Source organism: Sedimentibacter sp. B4 (genome assembly GCF_000309315.1).
GTDB lineage: Bacteria > Bacillota > Clostridia > Tissierellales > Sedimentibacteraceae > Sedimentibacter > Sedimentibacter saalensis.
Genome location: NZ_CANG01000046.1, coordinates 72711 through 92814 on the forward strand (window position 1 = coordinate 72711; position 20104 = coordinate 92814).

The 20104-nt window shown below is 31.7% G+C and carries 21 protein-coding genes, 1 pseudogene and 1 riboswitch; of the genes and pseudogenes, 8 read left to right on the plus strand and 14 right to left on the minus strand.

The window, feature by feature from the left end; all coding sequences use genetic code 11:
- Positions 1 to 66: 66 nt before the first annotated feature.
- From BN358_RS09605 to BN358_RS09645, 9 genes are all read right to left on the minus strand, one after another.
- Positions 67 to 666, minus strand: a complete 600-nt coding sequence (locus BN358_RS09605) for a class I SAM-dependent methyltransferase (RefSeq protein ID WP_019229034.1) — start codon at positions 664 to 666, stop codon at positions 67 to 69.
- Positions 667 to 773: 107 nt separating this feature from the next.
- Positions 774 to 1484: an HAD family hydrolase gene (locus tag BN358_RS22350; RefSeq protein WP_019229035.1), complete on the minus strand. Its 711-nt coding sequence runs from the start codon at positions 1482 to 1484 to the stop codon at positions 774 to 776.
- Positions 1485 to 1533: 49 nt separating this feature from the next.
- Positions 1534 to 2052 carry an NUDIX domain-containing protein gene (locus BN358_RS09615; protein WP_019229036.1) on the minus strand — a complete coding sequence of 173 codons (519 nt, stop codon included), beginning with the start codon at positions 2050 to 2052 and terminating at the stop codon, positions 1534 to 1536.
- A gap of 69 nt (positions 2053 to 2121) precedes the next feature.
- Entirely contained in the window at positions 2122 to 2961 is an 840-nt protein-coding gene (locus BN358_RS09620) for a DUF4037 domain-containing protein (protein ID WP_019229037.1), read from the minus strand.
- Between the two features lie 303 nt (positions 2962 to 3264).
- On the minus strand, positions 3265 to 4131 hold the full coding sequence (locus tag BN358_RS09625; protein WP_019229038.1) for a GNAT family N-acetyltransferase: 867 nt from the start codon (positions 4129 to 4131) through the stop codon (positions 3265 to 3267).
- 465 nt (positions 4132 to 4596) lie between these two features.
- Entirely contained in the window at positions 4597 to 6318 is a 1722-nt protein-coding gene (locus BN358_RS09630; protein WP_019229040.1) for a sensor histidine kinase KdpD, read from the minus strand.
- A complete protein-coding gene (locus BN358_RS09635) occupies positions 6311 to 6997 on the minus strand; it encodes a response regulator transcription factor (protein WP_019229041.1) in 687 nt (228 codons plus the stop codon). Before BN358_RS09635 ends, BN358_RS09630 begins: the two co-directional genes overlap by 8 nt.
- 150 nt (positions 6998 to 7147) lie before the next feature.
- Positions 7148 to 9286: a DUF5050 domain-containing protein gene (locus BN358_RS09640; protein WP_019229042.1), complete on the minus strand. Its 2139-nt coding sequence runs from the start codon at positions 9284 to 9286 to the stop codon at positions 7148 to 7150.
- A gap of 183 nt (positions 9287 to 9469) precedes the next feature.
- Positions 9470 to 10588 carry a metallophosphoesterase gene (locus tag BN358_RS09645; RefSeq protein WP_019229043.1) on the minus strand — a complete coding sequence of 373 codons (1119 nt, stop codon included), beginning with the start codon at positions 10586 to 10588 and terminating at the stop codon, positions 9470 to 9472.
- 537 nt (positions 10589 to 11125) lie between these two features.
- Positions 11126 to 11256: riboswitch (TPP riboswitch) on the plus strand.
- A gap of 76 nt (positions 11257 to 11332) precedes the next feature.
- Here BN358_RS09645 and BN358_RS09650 point away from each other — a divergent pair.
- From BN358_RS09650 to BN358_RS09675, 6 genes are read left to right on the plus strand one after another with little or no spacing between them, the layout of a single operon-like run.
- Positions 11333 to 11629: a thiamine-binding protein gene (locus BN358_RS09650; protein WP_019229044.1), complete on the plus strand. Its 297-nt coding sequence runs from the start codon at positions 11333 to 11335 to the stop codon at positions 11627 to 11629.
- Positions 11598 to 12374, plus strand: coding sequence for an ABC transporter permease (locus tag BN358_RS09655; RefSeq protein ID WP_019229045.1), 777 nt, complete (start codon positions 11598 to 11600; stop codon positions 12372 to 12374). The genes BN358_RS09650 and BN358_RS09655 overlap by 32 nt, the downstream gene beginning before the upstream one ends.
- A gap of 35 nt (positions 12375 to 12409) precedes the next feature.
- Entirely contained in the window at positions 12410 to 13423 is a 1014-nt protein-coding gene (locus BN358_RS09660; protein WP_040582307.1) for an ABC transporter substrate-binding protein, read from the plus strand.
- Between the two features lie 30 nt (positions 13424 to 13453).
- Positions 13454 to 14191, plus strand: coding sequence for an ABC transporter ATP-binding protein (locus BN358_RS09665; RefSeq protein WP_019229047.1), 738 nt, complete (start codon positions 13454 to 13456; stop codon positions 14189 to 14191).
- 24 nt (positions 14192 to 14215) lie between these two features.
- Positions 14216 to 14893, plus strand: coding sequence for a class I SAM-dependent methyltransferase (locus BN358_RS09670; protein WP_019229048.1), 678 nt, complete (start codon positions 14216 to 14218; stop codon positions 14891 to 14893).
- On the plus strand, positions 14872 to 15135 hold the full coding sequence (locus tag BN358_RS09675) for a YkoF family thiamine/hydroxymethylpyrimidine-binding protein (protein WP_019229049.1): 264 nt from the start codon (positions 14872 to 14874) through the stop codon (positions 15133 to 15135). Before BN358_RS09670 ends, BN358_RS09675 begins: the two co-directional genes overlap by 22 nt.
- A gap of 22 nt (positions 15136 to 15157) precedes the next feature.
- Here the strand turns inward: BN358_RS09675 and BN358_RS09680 are convergent, their stop codons facing one another.
- Both BN358_RS09680 and BN358_RS27515 read right to left on the minus strand, forming a co-directional pair.
- On the minus strand, positions 15158 to 16342 hold the full coding sequence (locus tag BN358_RS09680; protein ID WP_019229050.1) for a PLP-dependent aminotransferase family protein: 1185 nt from the start codon (positions 16340 to 16342) through the stop codon (positions 15158 to 15160).
- 97 nt (positions 16343 to 16439) lie between these two features.
- Positions 16440 to 16604 (minus strand): annotated as a pseudogene (locus BN358_RS27515) (aminotransferase); the annotation flags it as partial.
- 217 nt (positions 16605 to 16821) lie between these two features.
- On the opposite strand from BN358_RS27515, the gene BN358_RS09685 reads away from it, so the two are divergent.
- Positions 16822 to 17118 carry a hypothetical protein gene (locus BN358_RS09685; RefSeq protein ID WP_019229052.1) on the plus strand — a complete coding sequence of 99 codons (297 nt, stop codon included), beginning with the start codon at positions 16822 to 16824 and terminating at the stop codon, positions 17116 to 17118.
- A 43-nt stretch (positions 17119 to 17161) separates the two neighbouring features.
- Here the strand turns inward: BN358_RS09685 and BN358_RS09690 are convergent, their stop codons facing one another.
- Entirely contained in the window at positions 17162 to 17629 is a 468-nt protein-coding gene (locus BN358_RS09690; RefSeq protein ID WP_019229053.1) for a VOC family protein, read from the minus strand.
- The gene (locus BN358_RS26005; protein WP_019229054.1) at positions 17626 to 17748 is read right to left on the minus strand and encodes a GNAT family protein; all 123 of its coding nucleotides are present in this window, start codon (positions 17746 to 17748) and stop codon (positions 17626 to 17628) included. Before BN358_RS26005 ends, BN358_RS09690 begins: the two co-directional genes overlap by 4 nt.
- A gap of 106 nt (positions 17749 to 17854) precedes the next feature.
- Here BN358_RS26005 and BN358_RS09695 point away from each other — a divergent pair, with 106 nt between their 5' ends.
- Positions 17855 to 18145: a hypothetical protein gene (locus tag BN358_RS09695; protein ID WP_019229055.1), complete on the plus strand. Its 291-nt coding sequence runs from the start codon at positions 17855 to 17857 to the stop codon at positions 18143 to 18145.
- 95 nt (positions 18146 to 18240) lie between these two features.
- Here BN358_RS09695 and BN358_RS09700 read toward each other — a convergent pair whose 3' ends face one another.
- Entirely contained in the window at positions 18241 to 19965 is a 1725-nt protein-coding gene (locus tag BN358_RS09700; protein ID WP_019229056.1) for a diguanylate cyclase, read from the minus strand.
- Positions 19966 to 20104 lie beyond the last annotated feature (139 nt).

A 20104-nucleotide genomic window follows, 5' to 3' on the forward strand; every position in this document is an offset into this window, starting at 1 on the left:
TTTATTCTTATCCTCCCTTCTCCAAATAATGCTTTTAATTCTATTGTAAAACTTATTTAAATCTTACTATTTTGGCGTACAAATATACCAGGTTGCTCTTACACCCACGTATACAGTCTTAACATCAGAAAAACACTCTCTCATTTCTGATTCAGCATTTTTTATGAAATTGAAATAGTCCCCTCCCTCTAACCATTCTATTATTGTGGTCGGGAGAGACCTTTTTTCATTATAATCATAAATTATGACCTTAGATTTTGATACCCTGCTCATTTCTGCATACATTAATTTTCTTTCTTCCTGCCCCATGCCATGAGCCACATAGGATGCAATTGAAGCATCAAATAATTTATCCTCAAAAGGCAATCTCTCAAGAATATTAGCCTTAGCAAAGTTAACCATTTTATTTTCAGGCTTTTCTCTTGCAATATTCAGCATTTTTTCAGCAGGATCAACGCCTGTCACCTTTAGACCCATATCATTTAGAACCGAACACAAGGCACCCGTTCCGCATCCCACATCTAAAATTGTTTTGAATACTTTAATATCCAGTTCCTTTTTAACGATTTCTATTACATCTTTAAACCGTTTTTTCTGAATTTTATAAAACATTCCATAAATTTGTGATATGGAATTAAACAAAACCATACTGTCTCTTTTGCCCAATAATGAACTCCACCTTTCCGTTAAAACATGTAAATTTATTATAGAATATCAATTTGATAATAAAATCTGCTTTACAACGCTTAAAAAAAAACTTGAATCATATATCTTTAACTAATTACTTCCAATATTTCATTTAGCGATTTTATCTCAATAAAATTTTTGTTATTAATATTAATATCATGTTTACGGTTAATAAAAACTGGTGTAAAGCCAAAACTTTCTGCCCCTAAAACATCAGCTTTAAAATTATCCCCAACGAAGTAAACTTGTCTCATTTCGATGCTATTATCATACTTTTTAATATCATCAAATACAATTTTAAATAAATCTTTATGCGGCTTCCTTATCTTATAATCAGCACTAAAATATATATTAGTAAAATACTTTTCCAGATCATATTGGTTTATAAATTTTTTCATTACATTCTTTTTAAATATGGAATTGCTTAATAAATAAACTGGAATTCCTAATGACTTAAGCTGTTCTAAAGTAGAAATAGTGTCATCAAACAATTCCGTAGCATTTATTTCAAGTGCACAATTATATAAAATTTCTTCTAGCGAATAATTTACTTTAAATCCATATTTATTCTTAAAATCTAAAAGTTCCTCTTCAAATGCTAGCTCTGAATTATCCTCGCATCTTTTATCATAAAGTTCTTTCCAATATGTAGCTGCATAATCTAGAAATTCAATTTTATCAGTATTTTGTGATAAAATATTTTCATGTAGATAAGATAAACCCAAATTAATATTAAAATCAATATCATGAAGCAATGTCTCAAATAAATCAAAAACAATGACCCTAGCTTTTCCCATAAAACAACTCCATATTCTACTTATATGTTAATTCTCCGCAATTTCACTCTTATCTAATTATAATAGTATCAAATTGCTCTTCATGAAAATAAAAACGTTCTCTTAATAAACTGACATAATCATCTGTTTGAATGAATTGCTTAAATTCATTATATGGTAAATAACGAAAATCAATAGTTTCTCCATCTTGTAATTGAATTTTTGTTTTTTCTTTGTTTATGAATACTATAAAGCATTTATAAATAGAAGGAAAATTCTTATAGTTATAAGAGTATACAAAATTCAAATCCGAATTCGTTACTTCTATTCCAGTTTCTTCCCTTAGTTCTCTAATCGCACCTTGTTCTGGTGTTTCGTCTTTCAAAACTGAACCACCAGTCACTTCCCACTTTAAAGCAAATAGTTTATTCTTATGTCTTTGCGTTACCAATACTTCATGACTTTCTGTTATCGTATAAATCTCAACAACAATATGATAAACACCTTCTGGAATAGGTTCATCTCTAAATAGATTAAATCCTAATTTGTTACCATCTTTATCGTAAGCATCCCATACTTCTCTTGCCATATTACACTACCTCTCAATTGCTAATTAATATTTTTCATAATATAGTACCTAACCCTATTACCCAATAAATCAAAATGAAGAGGGCGAATTTATCTCTCCAATATTACTCAATTTCTTTAGTTCATTTACCATATCGCTCCATATTGAAAAAGAATGGTCAATTTTTTCTGATAAACCACCTAACCTAATAACCTCTAATAACTTTTCATTGCAGTTTTCGGGTTTAATATTGAAATTTTCAATAAAATCAAGTGTTCTTTTTCTGCTTGGGAAATAGACTTTATTAATAGCAAACAACGCTTGAAGGAAGTGGTCAACTGCAATATCCATAGCAAAGTGGTAAAACAGTACATCTTTTCTGACTACTGCACGTTCCAAATCTTCGGTATCATCAAGTTCATCTAAATGGTATTGAATAAGTATCTTTCCCAATTTATCCGGGTACTCGAATAATCCTTTTTTTAAGTCATCTAAGAAATTATTTTTATCGCATAAAATATTGATATTTTTTAACATGGCGCATCTTCCTATTGGATAGTAGTAATTATCCAATTTATCTGGGTATTTACCACTGAGTATAGATTCTACATCTGTTACGGTTTCGTTTACTGTAAAATACATTAACCAAGTTTCAATTCCGTTTATAAGCACGAAGTCACCTATTCCCCAATGTCCCCCTTCAAAGATATTTACTTTACATTCTTGTACATGGTTACCCAACTGATTTAATATGGCTTGTCTTTTTTCAGGATTAGGTATCATATCACAATATATAAAAATATCAATATCCCCTTCTCCTGCACGTGGAAAAGAGCTCTTACTACCACATATTCCTATTGATTGTACTTCACTCATTTCTGAAATATTACTTATTAAAATATCTATGATCTTCTTTGTATCATAAGCCATGATATCTCCATTAAAATTATTATTTTAATATAATTTCCTATCACTAAAGTAATGTTTAGTTAGTTCTATTCTGTAAATGTGCAACAAAATTATTATCAGCTCATTAAAACAATCATAACTTACTATTACCAAAAATTCCATATGTTTTTTAGACCAGTGGGGACGGTTCAGCATATTATCAAATAATTTTGTATAACTAATTTAAGATTAAATACCCTCACTGAATATTTTACCTACTTTTTTGCCACTATAAAAATCTTTGAACACTACCTAATCTTCAATACTATATTTATTATAAACTTCTTATTTGCTCCAGTATGTCCATGTAATCATTGGTTCGAATCCAATTTTGCCATAGAATGAATTACTTCCACCAGTCATATGTGTTGCACCAAGTGGCTTCATTCTTCTATACAGTTCTGATAATGCAGCAGCTGCAAGCCCCTTCTTTTGATACTCTGGTACTGTGCAAAGCGGCTCCATATATGCCAAATGATTTTGCGGTGTCCACCACATTCCAGCCCAGCATACATAATCGCCATCTTCATTCTGAATTGCTACATCATACTGTGGCGTTGCATGAGGTGAATAATACAAATGATATCCGCAATCAAGATTCCCATCCCATGGACCTTCTTTTTCATGGTCAAAACCTTTCCAGCAGCATATCAACGCTTTTGCCATGTCGTATTTATGGGGTTCCACAAAGCTAAAACCTTTTGGCAACCTATAATCTAACTTTTTATTGAAGTCAAAAATCATATCAACATATTCACCAGTTTTTTCAAAGCCTGCATCAATGGCCGCCTCAGCCACAGCATCCTGATTTTTAAAAATAATAAGTTTTAAATTTCCATCCTTATCAATTAGAGCCTTAGCTGCATGTTCAATCATCTCAGATGCGATTTCTTCATATCCTGGTCTTAAGCTGAAAAAGGCTTTACCAAGTTGACTTTCATAGAAACAGAATCCCACAATCTTGCCATCAGCTTCCCAAATCATATTCCTGTGACTCATTGTCTTATCTGACCAATCAGAAGAAAGCGCATATTCAAAAAATGGAGCTGGAACTCCATTTCTCCAATCTTTTTCATAAATATCAATCATAAACTGATATATTGCCATAAAATCTGAAAGAATCATAAATGGCCTTTGTGTTATATTTTTCATATTGTTGACTCCAATCTTAGATTTATTGTTGGCACCATTCAGGTAGTTTTCCTTTAATTGCCCACCATGACTTAAATATTCCGACTGAAAATCCTAATTAGCTGTAAATACTTGCTACTTCTGGGTTATGTGTATGCAGATATATGAAGTTAATTGATAATTTAAATACATAATTGGAATATATTTTTCTGATTCAACTATTTTTTCTAAAGTTTTCATATAACTACCCATTTAGCTCATGTTCTATTATGATAATTGATTCTTCATGATCGCCGATCATTTCAACTGATATCTCTTTGACCACAGTACTAAATTTATCTTTATAGTTTTTTACATCATCAAATGCGTTATCAAGTAAATCCATTGAAGATATTCTTCCAACCGTCATATGTGGATCATGTTTTTTTATTTATAATTAACACTTACTCCCAACCATTCACTACATAAAAATTATGTTTAATAATATTACTTAAATTTAAACCAAAATGTAACACCATCTTTTTTGTTATTTACACCATATGTAAACTTGTGCAATTCTAATATTGTGCGTACAATTGAAAGTCCTAGACCTGAACCTTTTGTATTGCTTCGTTCTGCATTACCTTTTTTATAAGGAAGCCAAATATCGTCAATAATTTCTTCTGGTATATAGCTGCCGCTATTATAGATTTCAAATGTATCATCATTTATTAATATCTGAATTTTTCCACCATCATTCATATTATCAAGAGCATTAACAAAAAAGTTATCGATAACCCTCTCTATCAAAGCTTTGTCTGCTTTTACAACAGCATCTCCCACAATATTAGTTGTTATTGATTTCTCATCACATATATTTTTGTATCGATTAATAATTCCACTGCTAATCTCATTCAAAGATACACTTTCAAAAATAATTTCAAATGGTTCAGAATCTAATTTAGACATTTCCAACATCTCTTTTATAATTTTATCCATACGAAAGATATTCGATTGAATGTGGCTGGCATAATGCTCTCTTTTTTCAGTATGAATGTCTTCTTGTAAATTCTGAGCATAGCCTGAAATAATGCTCAATGGAGTTTTTAAATCATGAGCAAGAGCATTAGTCATTTCTTTGCGCTGATTATCAAGTTCCTCTTGTTTCAAGTATATTTTATAAGATTGCCTCGAAAGGATATATGCTGCAATTATAAATATTACTAAGCATGAAGTCCAAACATATGCTAATGTAGAAGAGATGCGCTCCCATATGTTAATGTCAATACCGACAGCAGTATAGAATTCACTGTATAAGCTCTGATCACTCAATACCCGAATTGAATTTTGATAAGGCACTACTAAATAGTAGCGATAGGTTAGCATATTTACTCTTTCAACTGGTTTAAGCGAAGTAGGCAACCACTTTTTCAACTGTTCCAAATAATTAATTATATTTGATTCATCTGTTACCATTTTACGAAGTTCATCTTGAGTTTTAATGTTTATATTTTCATTATCCTCTGGAATGATATTGCCCATTTCATAATATGGCAAATTCTTAGAATTATTAAAATCTTTGATGTAGAAATTCCCTTTTGTTACTGATCCGCTACTTGCAGTTACATTTCCTTCTTCATCAAACTCACTAGCACGCATACGTGAGACAGATATACTATGTGGAATAATCATTTCATTATCCATCCAAAAACCATCTATATGTACTGAATATCCGGAAAGGTCTCCAACCTTTTCTACCTTAGGTTTAGCATACAAATAACTTTCAAGTTCTTTTGTTTCTTCTTCGCTAAACCAATCATCTAGTTTTAATAACCCAACATTATTGAATGATTCTTTTCCATCTTCAAATTCTGTATAAATACATTTCCAATAATCCTTCGTATTATATGTACTATAAACAAGTTTATAATCACTTGTAAATATTGCAACTTCAGCATCATCTAGTAAATATACAGGTGATCTATTAACAAATTCCTTTTTTACTTTGGCTAAATCTATAATTTGTTTATCATCGTCAATATAATTATTTAAAATTTCCTCTACTCTATCACTGATTTGCGGAGCTCTATTTCCGAATTCTTTCCCTGCAGCTTCCTTTTCCAAAGATACAAGAAATGCTGTAAAACCTATCATCAACACCAGGTAAGTAGCCAAAAATGCAATAAAAATGCGCAAATAGACTAAGCGCTTTGTATTATTCTTATTCATTGTCTACCTCCAGTTTGTATCCTTTTTTAAATACAGTTTTTATTTGAGCAGAAGCACTGCCTAAGGCATTACGCAGTTTTTTTACATGATTATCTACCACTCTGTCATTACCATCAAAATCACATCCCCAGATTCTAATAATAAGACTATCTCGGCTAACTACTTTACCGCTATTCTCCATTAGAATTTTTAAAATTGCAAATTCTATGGGAGCAAGTATCACTTCATCCTCATTTACATATGCAGTACATCGATACGGATCTAATTTTATACATCCTGCATTCATTATTCCTTTTCTTACCATGCCTTTTGAACGTCTCAGTAATGCAGTTACTTTCGCATACAGCTCTGCAAGAGAAAAAGGTTTGGTTACATAGTCGTCACATCCCAGCTGATATCCATAAAGCCTGTCATTTTCGCTATGCCTCGCAGTAATGAATATAATAGGCACATCGCTTGTTTTTCTTAACTCTCTGCAAATTGTAAACCCATCAACTTCTGGCAGCATGACATCTAAAAGAACCAAATCATATTCGTTGTTCATACAATTTAATTGACCATCAATTCCAGTTTCAGCATTATTTATATCAAATAAACCATCGCTTTTTACTATGAAGTAATCTGTAATGATTTCCCTTATTTCTGGATCATCTTCAACTAAAAGAAGTTTAAATATCATGTTTACACCCCCGAATACATAATAACATATAAATGTATCTTTTTTGTATCCAATAGAAATTTTTTATAATTTATAAATAAATTAAGCAAACAGCAAACAATCTATATGCGCTATCTGAATAAATTTAATTAAAAAACACTTAATTTGTTTTTATAAACTCCAAAGTTCATTACCTTCAAAATCAAACACTTTAAATATTGGATATTCATTGTCCCTTGAAATAACAAACAATTTATCATTTAATACATAAATAGTATCAAAGGTATAATGTCCTAATGTTGAATAATCAAAGTAGAACAAATTTTTACGATTAGTTCCATCAATATTCATTACATCTACATAAATACCACTCTTATCTTCTTTGGTATAATCATGGCAATATGTAAAGAATATTAAGTCATCTATTATACTGATTTTCCTGAGAAAGAATCCCTCATCAATTTCAAAGATTTCGTCATATTCACTTATATTATCAGTTGAATGCTTTCTAATAGAAGACCACGAATATGTATAAATCCAATTATTATATTCTTGAATATTATAAATAACAGTATTGTACTCTGTTATAGTACCTGTATTAATGTTATATTCTCTGATTTTATTATTTACTCCATAATATATCTTATCATTAATTAACCGTAAACCAGGCGATTGAGGTAAAGCAATGCTATCATCAAATGTTTCCATTTCACCATTTAATAAGTTATATTTATAAAAGCCATAGGCGTAGCCTGCTTCTTGTTCTTCAACAAATACTGTCATATAAATTATATCATCATGGATTATGAAATTATTTATCAGCTTCTCCCTATCGCCATAAATGATTTGATAGTTTCCTCCATCTGTGTCAATGCAAGAAATCCAAGAATTTAACTGTTTATATCCTTGAAAATACAATTTTCCATTATAGTAATATAATTCATAACATTTTTGTTTAGATATAGTTTCATTGCCGGTACCATCTAACCTAATTCTATTTATATAATTTGTCTTCATATCAATATAATAAATGTAATTTCCATCAGTAGCTATTCGATTATAATTGTCATCAATAGCACTTAAATTAAATTTATCAATTTTTTCATTTTCAGCTATGGTTGGGTAAGTCAGCACTGCACCCTGGTCTGTAATTTTACATTTGATTTCATTAAGAACACCGTAAGCGCCGGCCTTTTCATCATATCCTTCTGATTTTAAAACAAATTCTGTTTCACTGATAACATCACCTAAAAAATAATTGTCTTCAGTTGTTAACAAATGCACTTTTTTAGAGATATTTTTATTTATATAATAATAATCAAAAGATTTCGCATAATTATTTTCATCATATTCTGCTGGAATAGAAACAATTGCAAAGTTGTCATTATAGCCATTTACATTTGTTTCAGCTTTATCTGTTATTTCAAACATATTTTTATAGCCTTCATCTAAAGACACAATTTCCGTTAATATTTCTGAAGGCTCTCTTCCCATACCATGTTTATAAACTATATGAAAATTTGAGATTCTAAATTTTCCTCTGCCAAAGGATGAATAATCCTCTAATTGACCGAATAAATCTTTATTATCAACAAAATAAAATAATTGTTTATTATTGCTCTCTCCCATCATCATTGGAACGTATTTTTCATATTTTTCATCATAGTATATAATTCCTAAATTTCTGCCGTGCAGTTCACCGTAAAAAATATTATAATAGCCTTCTGTCTCTATTTCACCGCAAAAGCCTACTCTAAATCCCTCATCTCCAAATTTGTCTACTGAATCAACAATAAGTCCTAAAACTCTGTCTTTAACTTTAACATCTAAATCCAAATCATTTGTTTCATAACTTTTGCCCTCATATAAAATTGTACCTATATTATCAACCAGTGTTATGTCAATTAAATTGAATCTGTCGTAATTATAAATATTCTTTAAGTCAAATTTAACTTTTACCTTATAAATTCCTAAATCTTTTGGCAAATTTTCTGTGACTGATAAATTATCATAATATATAAAATAACTTTCATCATTTAAATAGTACAAGTCATTAGTGCTGTATTTATCTTTAATTATTTCTCTACTTTCTTTATCAGGAACAAAACAAATACAGCCTATTCCGCCAGATGAAATTTCATAATTACCATCGGTAATTATTTCGCCGGTTAAATATTCTGATCTGTCTATTTCTACTACATTTTCTTCTACATTGTTATCAGTACTATCATTGTTGGTTTTAGGCGTATTAATAGAACATGATGTTATCAAAAACATTAGCATCATACCAAATATAACAAGTTTCTTCATTGTAACCTCCATGGCTTATCAAGTTTAATCTCACTCAATTTTATTACAATAAATTAAAAATTCAGACTGTTACAGCTAAACTAATATCATGAAATATTTCTCTTGTTATATATATATTATAATTCATCTTCTCTTATCTCTATTCTAATGTTACATATAATTTAAAATGTGATATGCTATCTATTATATGTCATTCTTTAGCTTGCCTCTATACCATCCGCTGATACCATCCTTTTTTACCAAGTAGCCTCTGGAAGTTTTTTGAATAACTGAAAGCTCATCTCCTACTTTCACAGGTAAACAATAGTCTGTATAATCATCGCATGCTGAATTCTCACTATAGCTGTATATATAACTATTAAGTATATAGAAGCAATACCCCGTGGTTATATGTTGTGCATATGAAAATTCATTACCTTTCTCGAGAATCTTGATTTTATTATCTGTATAGCGGATGTTTACTGAATTTGCAGACTCCTCTTGTGATGTCATTGCGATGTCGATAGGAAAGTCATCATAGCTTGAAAAAGTAAAATCAGCAGAATTGATGTCGGGTATAATTAATGCATTGAGTTGACCATCACGCTTTAATCCGCAACCACCATCAATACTGATGATTTTTTGATTATGATTTACAATCGGATTTGAGCATGCTATCTTGTCCCCATATAAAGTGACCGGCCAATGACCGACTATAACATATTTGGGAAAGTATAAGTTTTTATTTATAAAGGCATCGTTTTTTAGAACATTAAATGCATCGTCACCAACGAGAGAATCAATATCGGCAGTCGGCAGTCCACCGTGGACAAATATAAAATTTTGTGTTTCTATTATTGTTGGAAGGGAACGAAGAAATTCAAATTCGTCATTGAAGCTTTTGCTAATTCTTAGTTTTGCTTCCGGTATATCCGAAGGGGAGCTTATACAAAAATTTAATTCATCGCACATATCCGAAAAAAAACAGCCACCCCAACGTTCTTTCATATATATTATATAGTCTAAGAGCTCCTCGTTACTTTCAGCATCGTCATCTTCAAACATAGTAAGGCGCCACGCATCTACATTACCCATTAGGATGTACACCGTATATTTTTTACAAATATCCATAACATATCTAAGTGTCTTTAAACTTTCCGGACCTTTTTCAATAATATCACCAATAATGAAGAGTATATCTTTCTCCGAAAAATTTACCTTTTCAAGCAGGTTTTTAAGATGCTTGTAGTGACCATGAACATCACTCGTAACAATAATCCTTCTGTCACTTGGTACATTGATTTTATTTATAGTTGTTTTCATATGATTTCCTTCTGCTTCATTTGCAATATGTTGTTTTTTTATTTATTGGTCATTTTAGTGATTCTTTTGATTTAAGTTTTAGTATCTTTTCACCACTTCTAATGGTTCTCCTCCGTTCATCCCGCCACCTTACATTTTCACTAAGATGAACAAGGTAATTTAGAGGTGGGGGGTATTCTTGGAAAGTTGTGTTAAAATCTCTAAAACTTTATGTAACATTTTTCTACAAATATGCAACAATAATATTTTCTGCTTATCAAAACAATAATACCCTAATATTGCAAATATTTCCATATATTTATAAAGTTATAACATTATAAATATTGATTTATAAAAAAGTGCTTCTAGTTAATGCATCTGTCTTGGTCAGACAAGTTATTGAAAAGCTTTTATATAAGGATTTATCGTTACTAAATTAATAAAGTTGAGAAAAACAATGTCAAATAAAACTGTATTAAGGCAATATATTGTAGTAATATAATATATTTAATAATTTCTAGCGAATCATTGACAATGATGTACTGATGTGATAATATCTATCCTGCAGGGGAGCTTAATGAATTAGGCTGAGAAAAGAACTACTCCAATGTTCAAAACCCTAAAACAGTAAAAACTGTTTGGAACCTGATCCAGGTAATGCTGGCGTAGGGATTGTATATATTGGCGTATACCTTTAGGATTACAACCTCTTCCATTACCGGGAGAGGTTTTTATTTTACCAATACTAAATTCTAGGAGGGCTTTATGCAAGCAAATGTAGCTATTCAAGTATTACCACACGTAAATTCAGATGAAGAGGTTATCCGTATTGTAGATGAAGTAATTGCTTATATTAAGAGCACGGGATTAAACTACTATGTGGGACCAAGTGAAACAGCAATTGAAGGAGATTATGACCAGTTGATGGAAATTATAAAGAACTGTCAATTAGTAGCAGTAAAAGCAGGAGCTCCAAAGGTATCTGCCTATGTAAAAATTAGTTTTGCTCCGGATGGTGGTGTGCTTACTATTGAAAAAAAAGTTACAAAACATCATCAATAAAATATCTCCGTTTTTTGCAATAGTTGTCATTTTGATTGTTTGGCAGCTGTTGTCTTCTACGGGAGTTGTGCCAAAGTATATGCTTCCTTCTCCTGTTGATGTAGTAATGGCATTTGTCAATGATTTTCCATTGCTGATGGAGCATGCACAGGCAACATTAACTGAAGCATTTTTAGGTTTAACCATAGGAACTTTGCTTGGATTTGTTATAGCTGTTTTAATGGACAGGTTCAACTTTTTTTACAAATCTGTCTATCCCATCATGGTTATGACACAGACGGTTCCTACTGTAGCCATTGCTCCTCTTTTGGTGTTGTGGCTGGGTTATGGCATTTTGCCTAAAATTACATTAATTGTTATTACAACATTCTTCCCCATAGCTGTAAGTTTGTTGGAAGGATTTAAATCTGCTGACACTGATGCAATAAACTTGTTGAAGGCAATGGGAGCAAACAGACTTCAATGTTTCATACATATTAAATTGCCCAGTGCATTAAATCAGTTTTTCTCAGGATTAAGAATTTCAGTTTCTTATTCTGTTGTGGGAGCCGTTGTTTCTGAATGGCTGGGAGGTTTCACTGGACTTGGAGTTTATATGACAAGGGTAAGAAAATCTTATTCTTTTGATAAAATGTTTGCTGTAATATTCTTTATTTCAGCAATAAGCTTAATATTGATGTTTGCAGTATCATTTCTAAAAAAAGCTTCAATGCCATGGGAAAATACAAAAAAAGAAAATTATTAAAATTAATCGAAACAAGTTTTGAAAGGAAAATAAAAATGAAAAATATAAAAAGAACATCTTTTTATCTGATTGTTATGGTGGTGCTTTCATTGTTTATGTTCACATCATGTAGTGCAAATGAACCACAAAATTCAGACAAAGAAACAAATGAAAAAGTAAGAATAGTACTGGACTGGACACCTAATACAAACCATACAGGTTTATATGTTGCTCAAGCAAATGGTTATTTTGCAGAACAAGGTCTTGAAGTTGAAATCATGCAGCCACCTGAAGACGGAGCTGTAGCTTTGGTTGGCGGAGGCGGAGCCGAATTTGGAGTAAGCTTCCAGGACAGTCTGGCGCCAAACTTTGCTTCTGCAAACTCAATGCCTGTTACAGCAGTTGCTGCATTAATTCAGCACAACACTTCAGGTATTATTTCATTGAAAGAAGACGGAATTGACTCCCCTGCTAAAATGGCAGGATACAACTATGCAACATGGGATATGCCAATAGAAAAGGCAATCATTAAAAAAATAGTTGAAGATGACGGTGGAAACTTTGATGAAATTGAAATGGTGCCAAGCACAGTAACTGACGTTATTACTGCATTGCAAACTGATATTGATACTGTGTGGGTATTTTATGCATGGGATGGTATAGCAACAAAAGTTAAGGGGTTGGATACTAATTACCTGAATTTTGCAGATTATGGCAAGGAGCTGGATTACTACTGCCCAGTTTTGATTACAAACACTGAATATGCACAGGAAAATTCTGAAACTGTTAAAAAAGCATTGACTGCCATAAAACAAGGATATGAATTTGCAATAGAAAATCCTGAAGAAGCTGCTCAAATATTGTTAGAGGCAGCTCCTGAATTAAATCCTGAAATAGTTGTTGAAAGTCAAAAATGGCTTGCTGATCAATATATTGCAGATGCAGAAAAATGGGGATATATAGATCAGGACAGATGGGACAGTTTCTACGGATGGCTGTTTGAAAACAAATTAGTTGAAAATGGAATTCCTGAAGGCACAGGATTTACTAATGAATACCTTCCTGAATAAGTAAATAATAAAAAGGATTAGAGGAAAATTATGAATAAACTAACTACTAAAAATATAACCGTTTTTTATGACGGTTCTAGAATAATAGATGATATTTCCATAGAATTGAGACAAGGTGAAATTGTCAGCATTTTAGGAGTTAGTGGTGTTGGGAAAACAACATTATTTAATGTAATATCGGGTCTTGTAATGCCTGATGGCGGCACAGTTGAACTTGACGGCAAAAACATTACAGGTACAACAGGCAATGTAAGTTACATGCTGCAAAAGGATCTGCTTCTTCCTTATAAAACTATAATTGACAATGTATCTCTCCCCTTGATTATAAGGGGAGAGAAAAAATCAAAAGCAAGGGAATACACAGCCAAATATTTTGAAGAGTTTGGTTTGTCAGGTACTGAAAATAAATATCCTAAACAGCTTTCAGGTGGAATGAGGCAAAGAGCAGCTCTGCTCAGGACATATCTTTTTTCAAACCAGGTTGCATTGCTGGATGAACCTTTCAGTGCACTGGACAACATTACAAAGGGCAATATGCATCAATGGTATCTGCAGGTGATGGAGCAAATAAAACTTTCCACATTTCTTATTACTCACGATATTGATGAAGCAATATTGCTGTCTGACAGGATTTATATTATTGCAGGCAAACCCGGTAAAATTACAGAGGAAATAATAATTGAAGAAACAAAACCTAGACATAAGGATTTCATTGTTAGCGAAAATTTTATGAATTATAAAAAACACATTATTAAGAGTCTTGAGTAAACAAAAAAATTAGGAGTAAAATTTATGGCTATATTTGATAATGTTGCATCTGATTATGATGCATGGTATACAGATAAAAAAGGAAGCTTTGTAGATACAGTTGAAACAGAACTTGCTTTTAAAATGATACAAGTTGAAAAAGGAATGAAAGTTTTAGACGTTGGCTGCGGAACAGGAAACTTCAGCATAAAGCTTGCAAAAATGGGCTGTGATGTTATGGGAATTGATATTTCAGACAACATGCTAGAAAATGCACGCAAAAAAGCAGAAGCAGAAAATCTAGATATCAAGTTTTTACACATGGATTTAAATGATTTGAAATTTAAAGAAAATGAATTTGATGCAGTATTTTCCATGGCTGCCTTTGAATTTGTTGATGATGAGGATGCTCCAAATGCCCTTGAAGGAATGTTAAATGTTGTAAAAGATGGCGGACAAGTATTGATTGGGACCATTTCAAGCAACAGCAGCTGGGGAAAATTGTATCAGGATGAATCATTCAGGAAAAACACAGTATTTGAATATGCTAAATTTAAAACCCTGGATGATATGAAAAGCTGGAACAAAGAAAAACTTGCTGATTCTGGTCAATGTCTCTTCGTATCACCCCTTTCCCCTGAAGAGGATTACAATTACGAAAAAGAAAATGAATTAGCAGGTACTGCTGTTGGAGGTTACATATGTGCCCTTTGGAAAAAGTAGCTTCATGTCAATTAACATTCACCCCCATAGTAAGTGATAATTATATGGACGATGTAAAAGAAGTTCTGGATATTATAAACGGTTCAGGACTTGAAAACAGTGTTGGAGTTCTTTCAACTTTCGTCAGAGGTGAGAAAAGCAAGATTTTAAAATTGATTACAGAAATCTATGAACACATGGACGGTGTAACAAAATTTTCAATGGATATAAAGATTTCAAACATATGCGGCTGTGGACAATAATCCACAGCCGTTTTTATATGATCTAGTAGTATATGCTTAAAACTTTTCCCAGCCTTTTTATACCCTCGACAATTTTTTCTTCAGGCATGCATGAATAATTAACCCTGAAAAAATTCTTGCGGGCGCTGTTTGGGAAGAAACTCCCTCCGGGAACATAAGCAACATTTTCTTTTATACATTCTTCCATTATTAAAGCTGCATCCAGATCTTTTCTTAATTCAACCCATGTAAACAGTCCGCCATATGGATTTGTATGTTTTACTCCTTCAGGAAAATACTTATCCATACTTTCAAGCATTAAAGTTCTTCGTTTTCCGTAAACTTCTCTGATTTTTTCTATATGTTCATTCAGATTGTACTTCTGCATGAATGCTGCAGCAATTCTCTGGTCAAGTGAGCTTGACTGTAAATCAGCTCCTTGTTTTATAAGCACATACTTATTGAGGATTTCAGGGGAAGCACATATCCATCCCAGTCTCAAACCTGGAGTAAAGGTTTTTGAGAATGTGCCAAGGAACACTACCCATCCATCTTTATCAAAACTCTTAATAGCAGGATGAACTTCTCCTTCATATATAAGCTCTCCATATGGATTGTCTTCGATTACAGGAATTTTGTACTCAGATGCTAATTCAGCTATTCTTTTTCTTCTGTCATCAGACATTGTAATGCCTGTTGGATTCTGAAAATCAGGAATTGTATAAATCATTTTTGCATCCAGATTATCCTTTAAAGCCTTTTCCAGCTCTGACATTATCATGCCATTTTCATCCATTTCAACTTCAACAAACCTTGGTTCATAAGCCTTGAATGCATTTATGGCTCCCAGATAACTTGGACTTTCGCAAATTACTGTATCACCCTTGTTCAGAAACAGTTTTGCCGAAAACTCAAGGCCCTGCTGTGAACCTGTGGTTATGATCACATCATCTGCAGTAAGATTCATGTGTGCAGTTGACATCCTCTCTGTTGCAACTATTTCTCTAAGAGGTCTATATCCCTCTGTAGGGCCGTACTGTAATGCAGCGGTACCATCTTTGTCCATAACTTCCAGCATTACTTCTTTTATTTTTTCTATTGGAAATAATTCCTTTGCCGGAAGACCGCCTGCAAATGAAATTATTTCAGGCATTTCTGTTAATTTAAGAAGCTCTCTTATTTCAGAAGCCTTTAAACCACTTGCCCTATCAGAAAATCTTATTTCCATAAAATACCTCCTTGAAATCTTTTTTATATAATACAACTATTTTATCTCTTTGACAATAGATACATCATTTTGAAAATATTCCGGAAAAAACATCGCTTTATTCATCTTTATTTACAGCATCACATATTCTTTTCAGCCCCTCAGCTAGGACAGATTTTGTGCAGGCAAGATTTAACTTTATGAAACAGTCAGAATTATGGACAAACATATTTCATCCTTCTAACAAAACACCTGCCTCATTGGCGAAAAACATGGAAGGAATCCTCATCCTTACCAAAATATTAACTCTTAAATTATACGGCTTTTTCATTTTGATTCATAGCAATATTCTAAAATGTATCAAAGCCATTTATATAAGTAAATACATTATGAAATTTATTAGTACCTATGTTTTTTCATAGTTAATCAAAACAAAAAACAGAACCACAAATGAAATAAGGCATATATTAATATAGTATACTTTAAGAAGGAATGGTTATATGGACAAAGAAAGAATGGGTTTTGAAGATATAATTAGAACTTTAGGTATTGATAACACTTCTGAAACAGTCAGAGAAAATAATGTATCTAACAATACATACAAGGCCTTAGTTTCATGCATTACGTCACTGCCTCCCAAGCAATTTATTCTTTTGTCATCCTTGATCGGTATTTTATTAATTGACAGCATAGAAGCAAAAGATCAAATTATACTTGGAAAATTTATTAATAATATTGGTCAGACTATTTTAACAGCCGCTGCTCAGGAGCAAATAAATAATAAAAAGGAAAAATAAAACTCAAAGGCTCTCATCCTTTGAGATTTTTATATATCATATTCTATTTAGTACATTTTTGTACATATTTAATGGGAACATCCATCTTTTTTGCTGTTTCTTCTACAGTGAGACCGTTAAGTAAAAACCGTTTACATACTGTCTTCATATTTTCTCCAACTTCGATGATATGCTTGTCTAAATCATAGAAACGAACAACTCTTTGCCCCCAAGAATGCTCAACAACAGGATGAACATAATCAATAAATTTTACATCATTTAATTTTTCAATAAAGCTGTCAAAATCATCTTCTTCAAAACATAGTTCAGCATCATTGCCACTAAAATTTATTTCATTATCCTCTTTATGAATAAATTCTTTCCAGCTTTCTTTTGTCTGCAAAGCAACACCACCAGTTAAAGTGACATTAGCTCCAAAATCCAAAATAACCCTTAATCCCAGCACATCTTTATAGAACTTTTTGGATTCTTCCATATCGTTTACAACCAATACTGGACTTTGAAATTTCATTTTAACCTCCTGCTAAATTCTTCTTTTAAAATTGAATACATATAACTATCTTCAAACCCTACGTTGCTTTTATATTTTTGCTTTGCTAAGCCTTCTAATTTCATTCCTGCTTTTAACATCACCTTTCCTGACGCAGTATTGTTTGCAGAATGATAAAATATTTTTAATTCTTAAAACATAAAACAAGCATAAAATTTATTAATACTATAATTAGGGAGTGATTAAATGTTTAATGATTTTATGACCGCTGATGTACTAACAACCTTTGCGGGTATCACTGGTGCTACTATGCTAATCGTACAGTTTACTAAATCTATAATTAAAAATAAACTAGGAGATTCATTTGTAAGAATTTACAGTTTTATAATATCATTAATTCTGACTTTCTTTTTTGCTAATACAGGCAAAGAGGCACAAGATATTATAATGATGATACTAAATGCTATTTTAATAACCATAACCAGCATGGGAGGTTATGAGATGATCACCGACCCTATGGCAAAGAAGAACAAATAAATTAATAAGGGGCTGAGGTTTAATTTAAACTTCACCCCTTCAGCATCTTTAGCAACAAATATTCCCTATATTTTTTTTGAAATTCTGGTTCCTGTTTAAATTGAACTACTGTCAAAAACTGCCTTTAAACGGCTTTGTTTTTCTGCATACATGGCATAATCACTCCTATGTATGGTTTTTTCCATATCATCCCCGTTATGAAATTCTGAAACGCCAATGCTCACAGTGATAAAAAAATTATTTTTTTCCACAAAAAATGGCTCTGAAAAACTTTGTTTAATTCTTTTTATTATGCTTTCTATGTTTCTGTCATTGTCCTTTACGCTGACAAATGCTACAAATTCATCTCCTCCAAAGCGGCACAATACATCTGTCTCACGATGAAAGCTTCCCCTTAATCTTTTAGAGCTTTCTCTCAAAATTTCATCACCAACACTGTGTCCGTATTCATCATTTATATATTTAAATTTATCCAAATCAAAAAACAATACATAAAGACGTTTTCCATCTTCAACTTTGAATCCTTTTTTTATAAGTCTGTTTAAATAGTATCTATTATATAAACCTGTAAGCGAATCCGTTGTAACTACCTCTTCCAAATAATAATTTTGTTGAATTATCTGAACTAAGTTTTCAATTACAACAACAGAATAGCTTATTAAAAAAAAGAAGGTTCCTATAGGTAATATGTCATAACCTATGTTCATAAACGAATCTGCCAGCATGCATATTATTACAGATAAAATACCAACAATTATGATTTTGACTCCTGCCATCTTTCTTTTTAAACCTTCAAACAGCACATATCCAAAGTAAGGAAAGCTTATTATACATAACCAAATGTATGGTTGGAGGAGATTAGCGTAAATTTCATTATCAGTAAACGCGGTTATAAATATGCTTATTGCTATAAAGAATTTACATGCGTTATGGACATACTTATTTGGCATTGCATAATTCATTGAATTAAAAAACATGCCGAATAATGGCAGCATAAGATAACCGGTTAGAAACTCCAATCTTGTTCCTGCTTCCCATGATAAATTATAAATAAAATCATAAAACAGTTTATAATTTGTCAGCAGCACTCTGATAGATGTCAAAAGACATATAAAAGAAAAATATAAAAGCGGTTTAAAACTTCCGTTTATAGAATAAAGTCCCAGGAAAAACAAACCTAATGTCATCAAAGAAGAAAATAGAAATATTTGTTGACGTTCCTGTTGAGAAGAATATTTGTACATAATATTTTCGTCCCCCAACAAGGCAATTCTCCAAAAACCTCCGTAGTTGTATGAATAATTAGATATTTCAATTAACAGTTCAACATTACCATCTTCGTCAGGCCTAAAATATCCAAGCTTTTTCTTCATTTCAGGTTCATGTTCCTCTTGGGTATATCCCACCCGACCGGCTTTTAAAACTTCATTTCCATTGGCAGTAAGTCTGTATGCGCTTGTTATGCTTAAAATTTGTATGCTGTAATGTATGTCCTTGTTTAATCCGGAAATTTTTAATTTATATGTTGCTGTTCCATAAGGGTTATTGCCCATGTTTTCATTTCTTTTAAATATATGGGGTACATCAACATATTGTTCAGAAGTTGATTTTTCAATATCCTTTATCATCAAACCATCATAATATTGCCATTCACCTGTTAATTTTAGCAGTGTAGATTCATCCCATTCATTTAAGTCAATTTTACCTTTTTCAGATTGTACCGTTTTTAGTTCAACATCATTGTTGGTTACACTAAAAATAGTAATGCTAATCAAAACAATTATTAGAAATATGTACATGTACCTTAAGTAATTTTTCATTATCTCCGCCCAAAAGGAATTTGTTTTTATATGTTTAATATTTAATGTATAAATTTTCCATCGCCCCATTATATAACATTTATTGTATGTTTTAAACATATTTTTACTTTATACACTTTATTTCAATTTTTTAAACAGA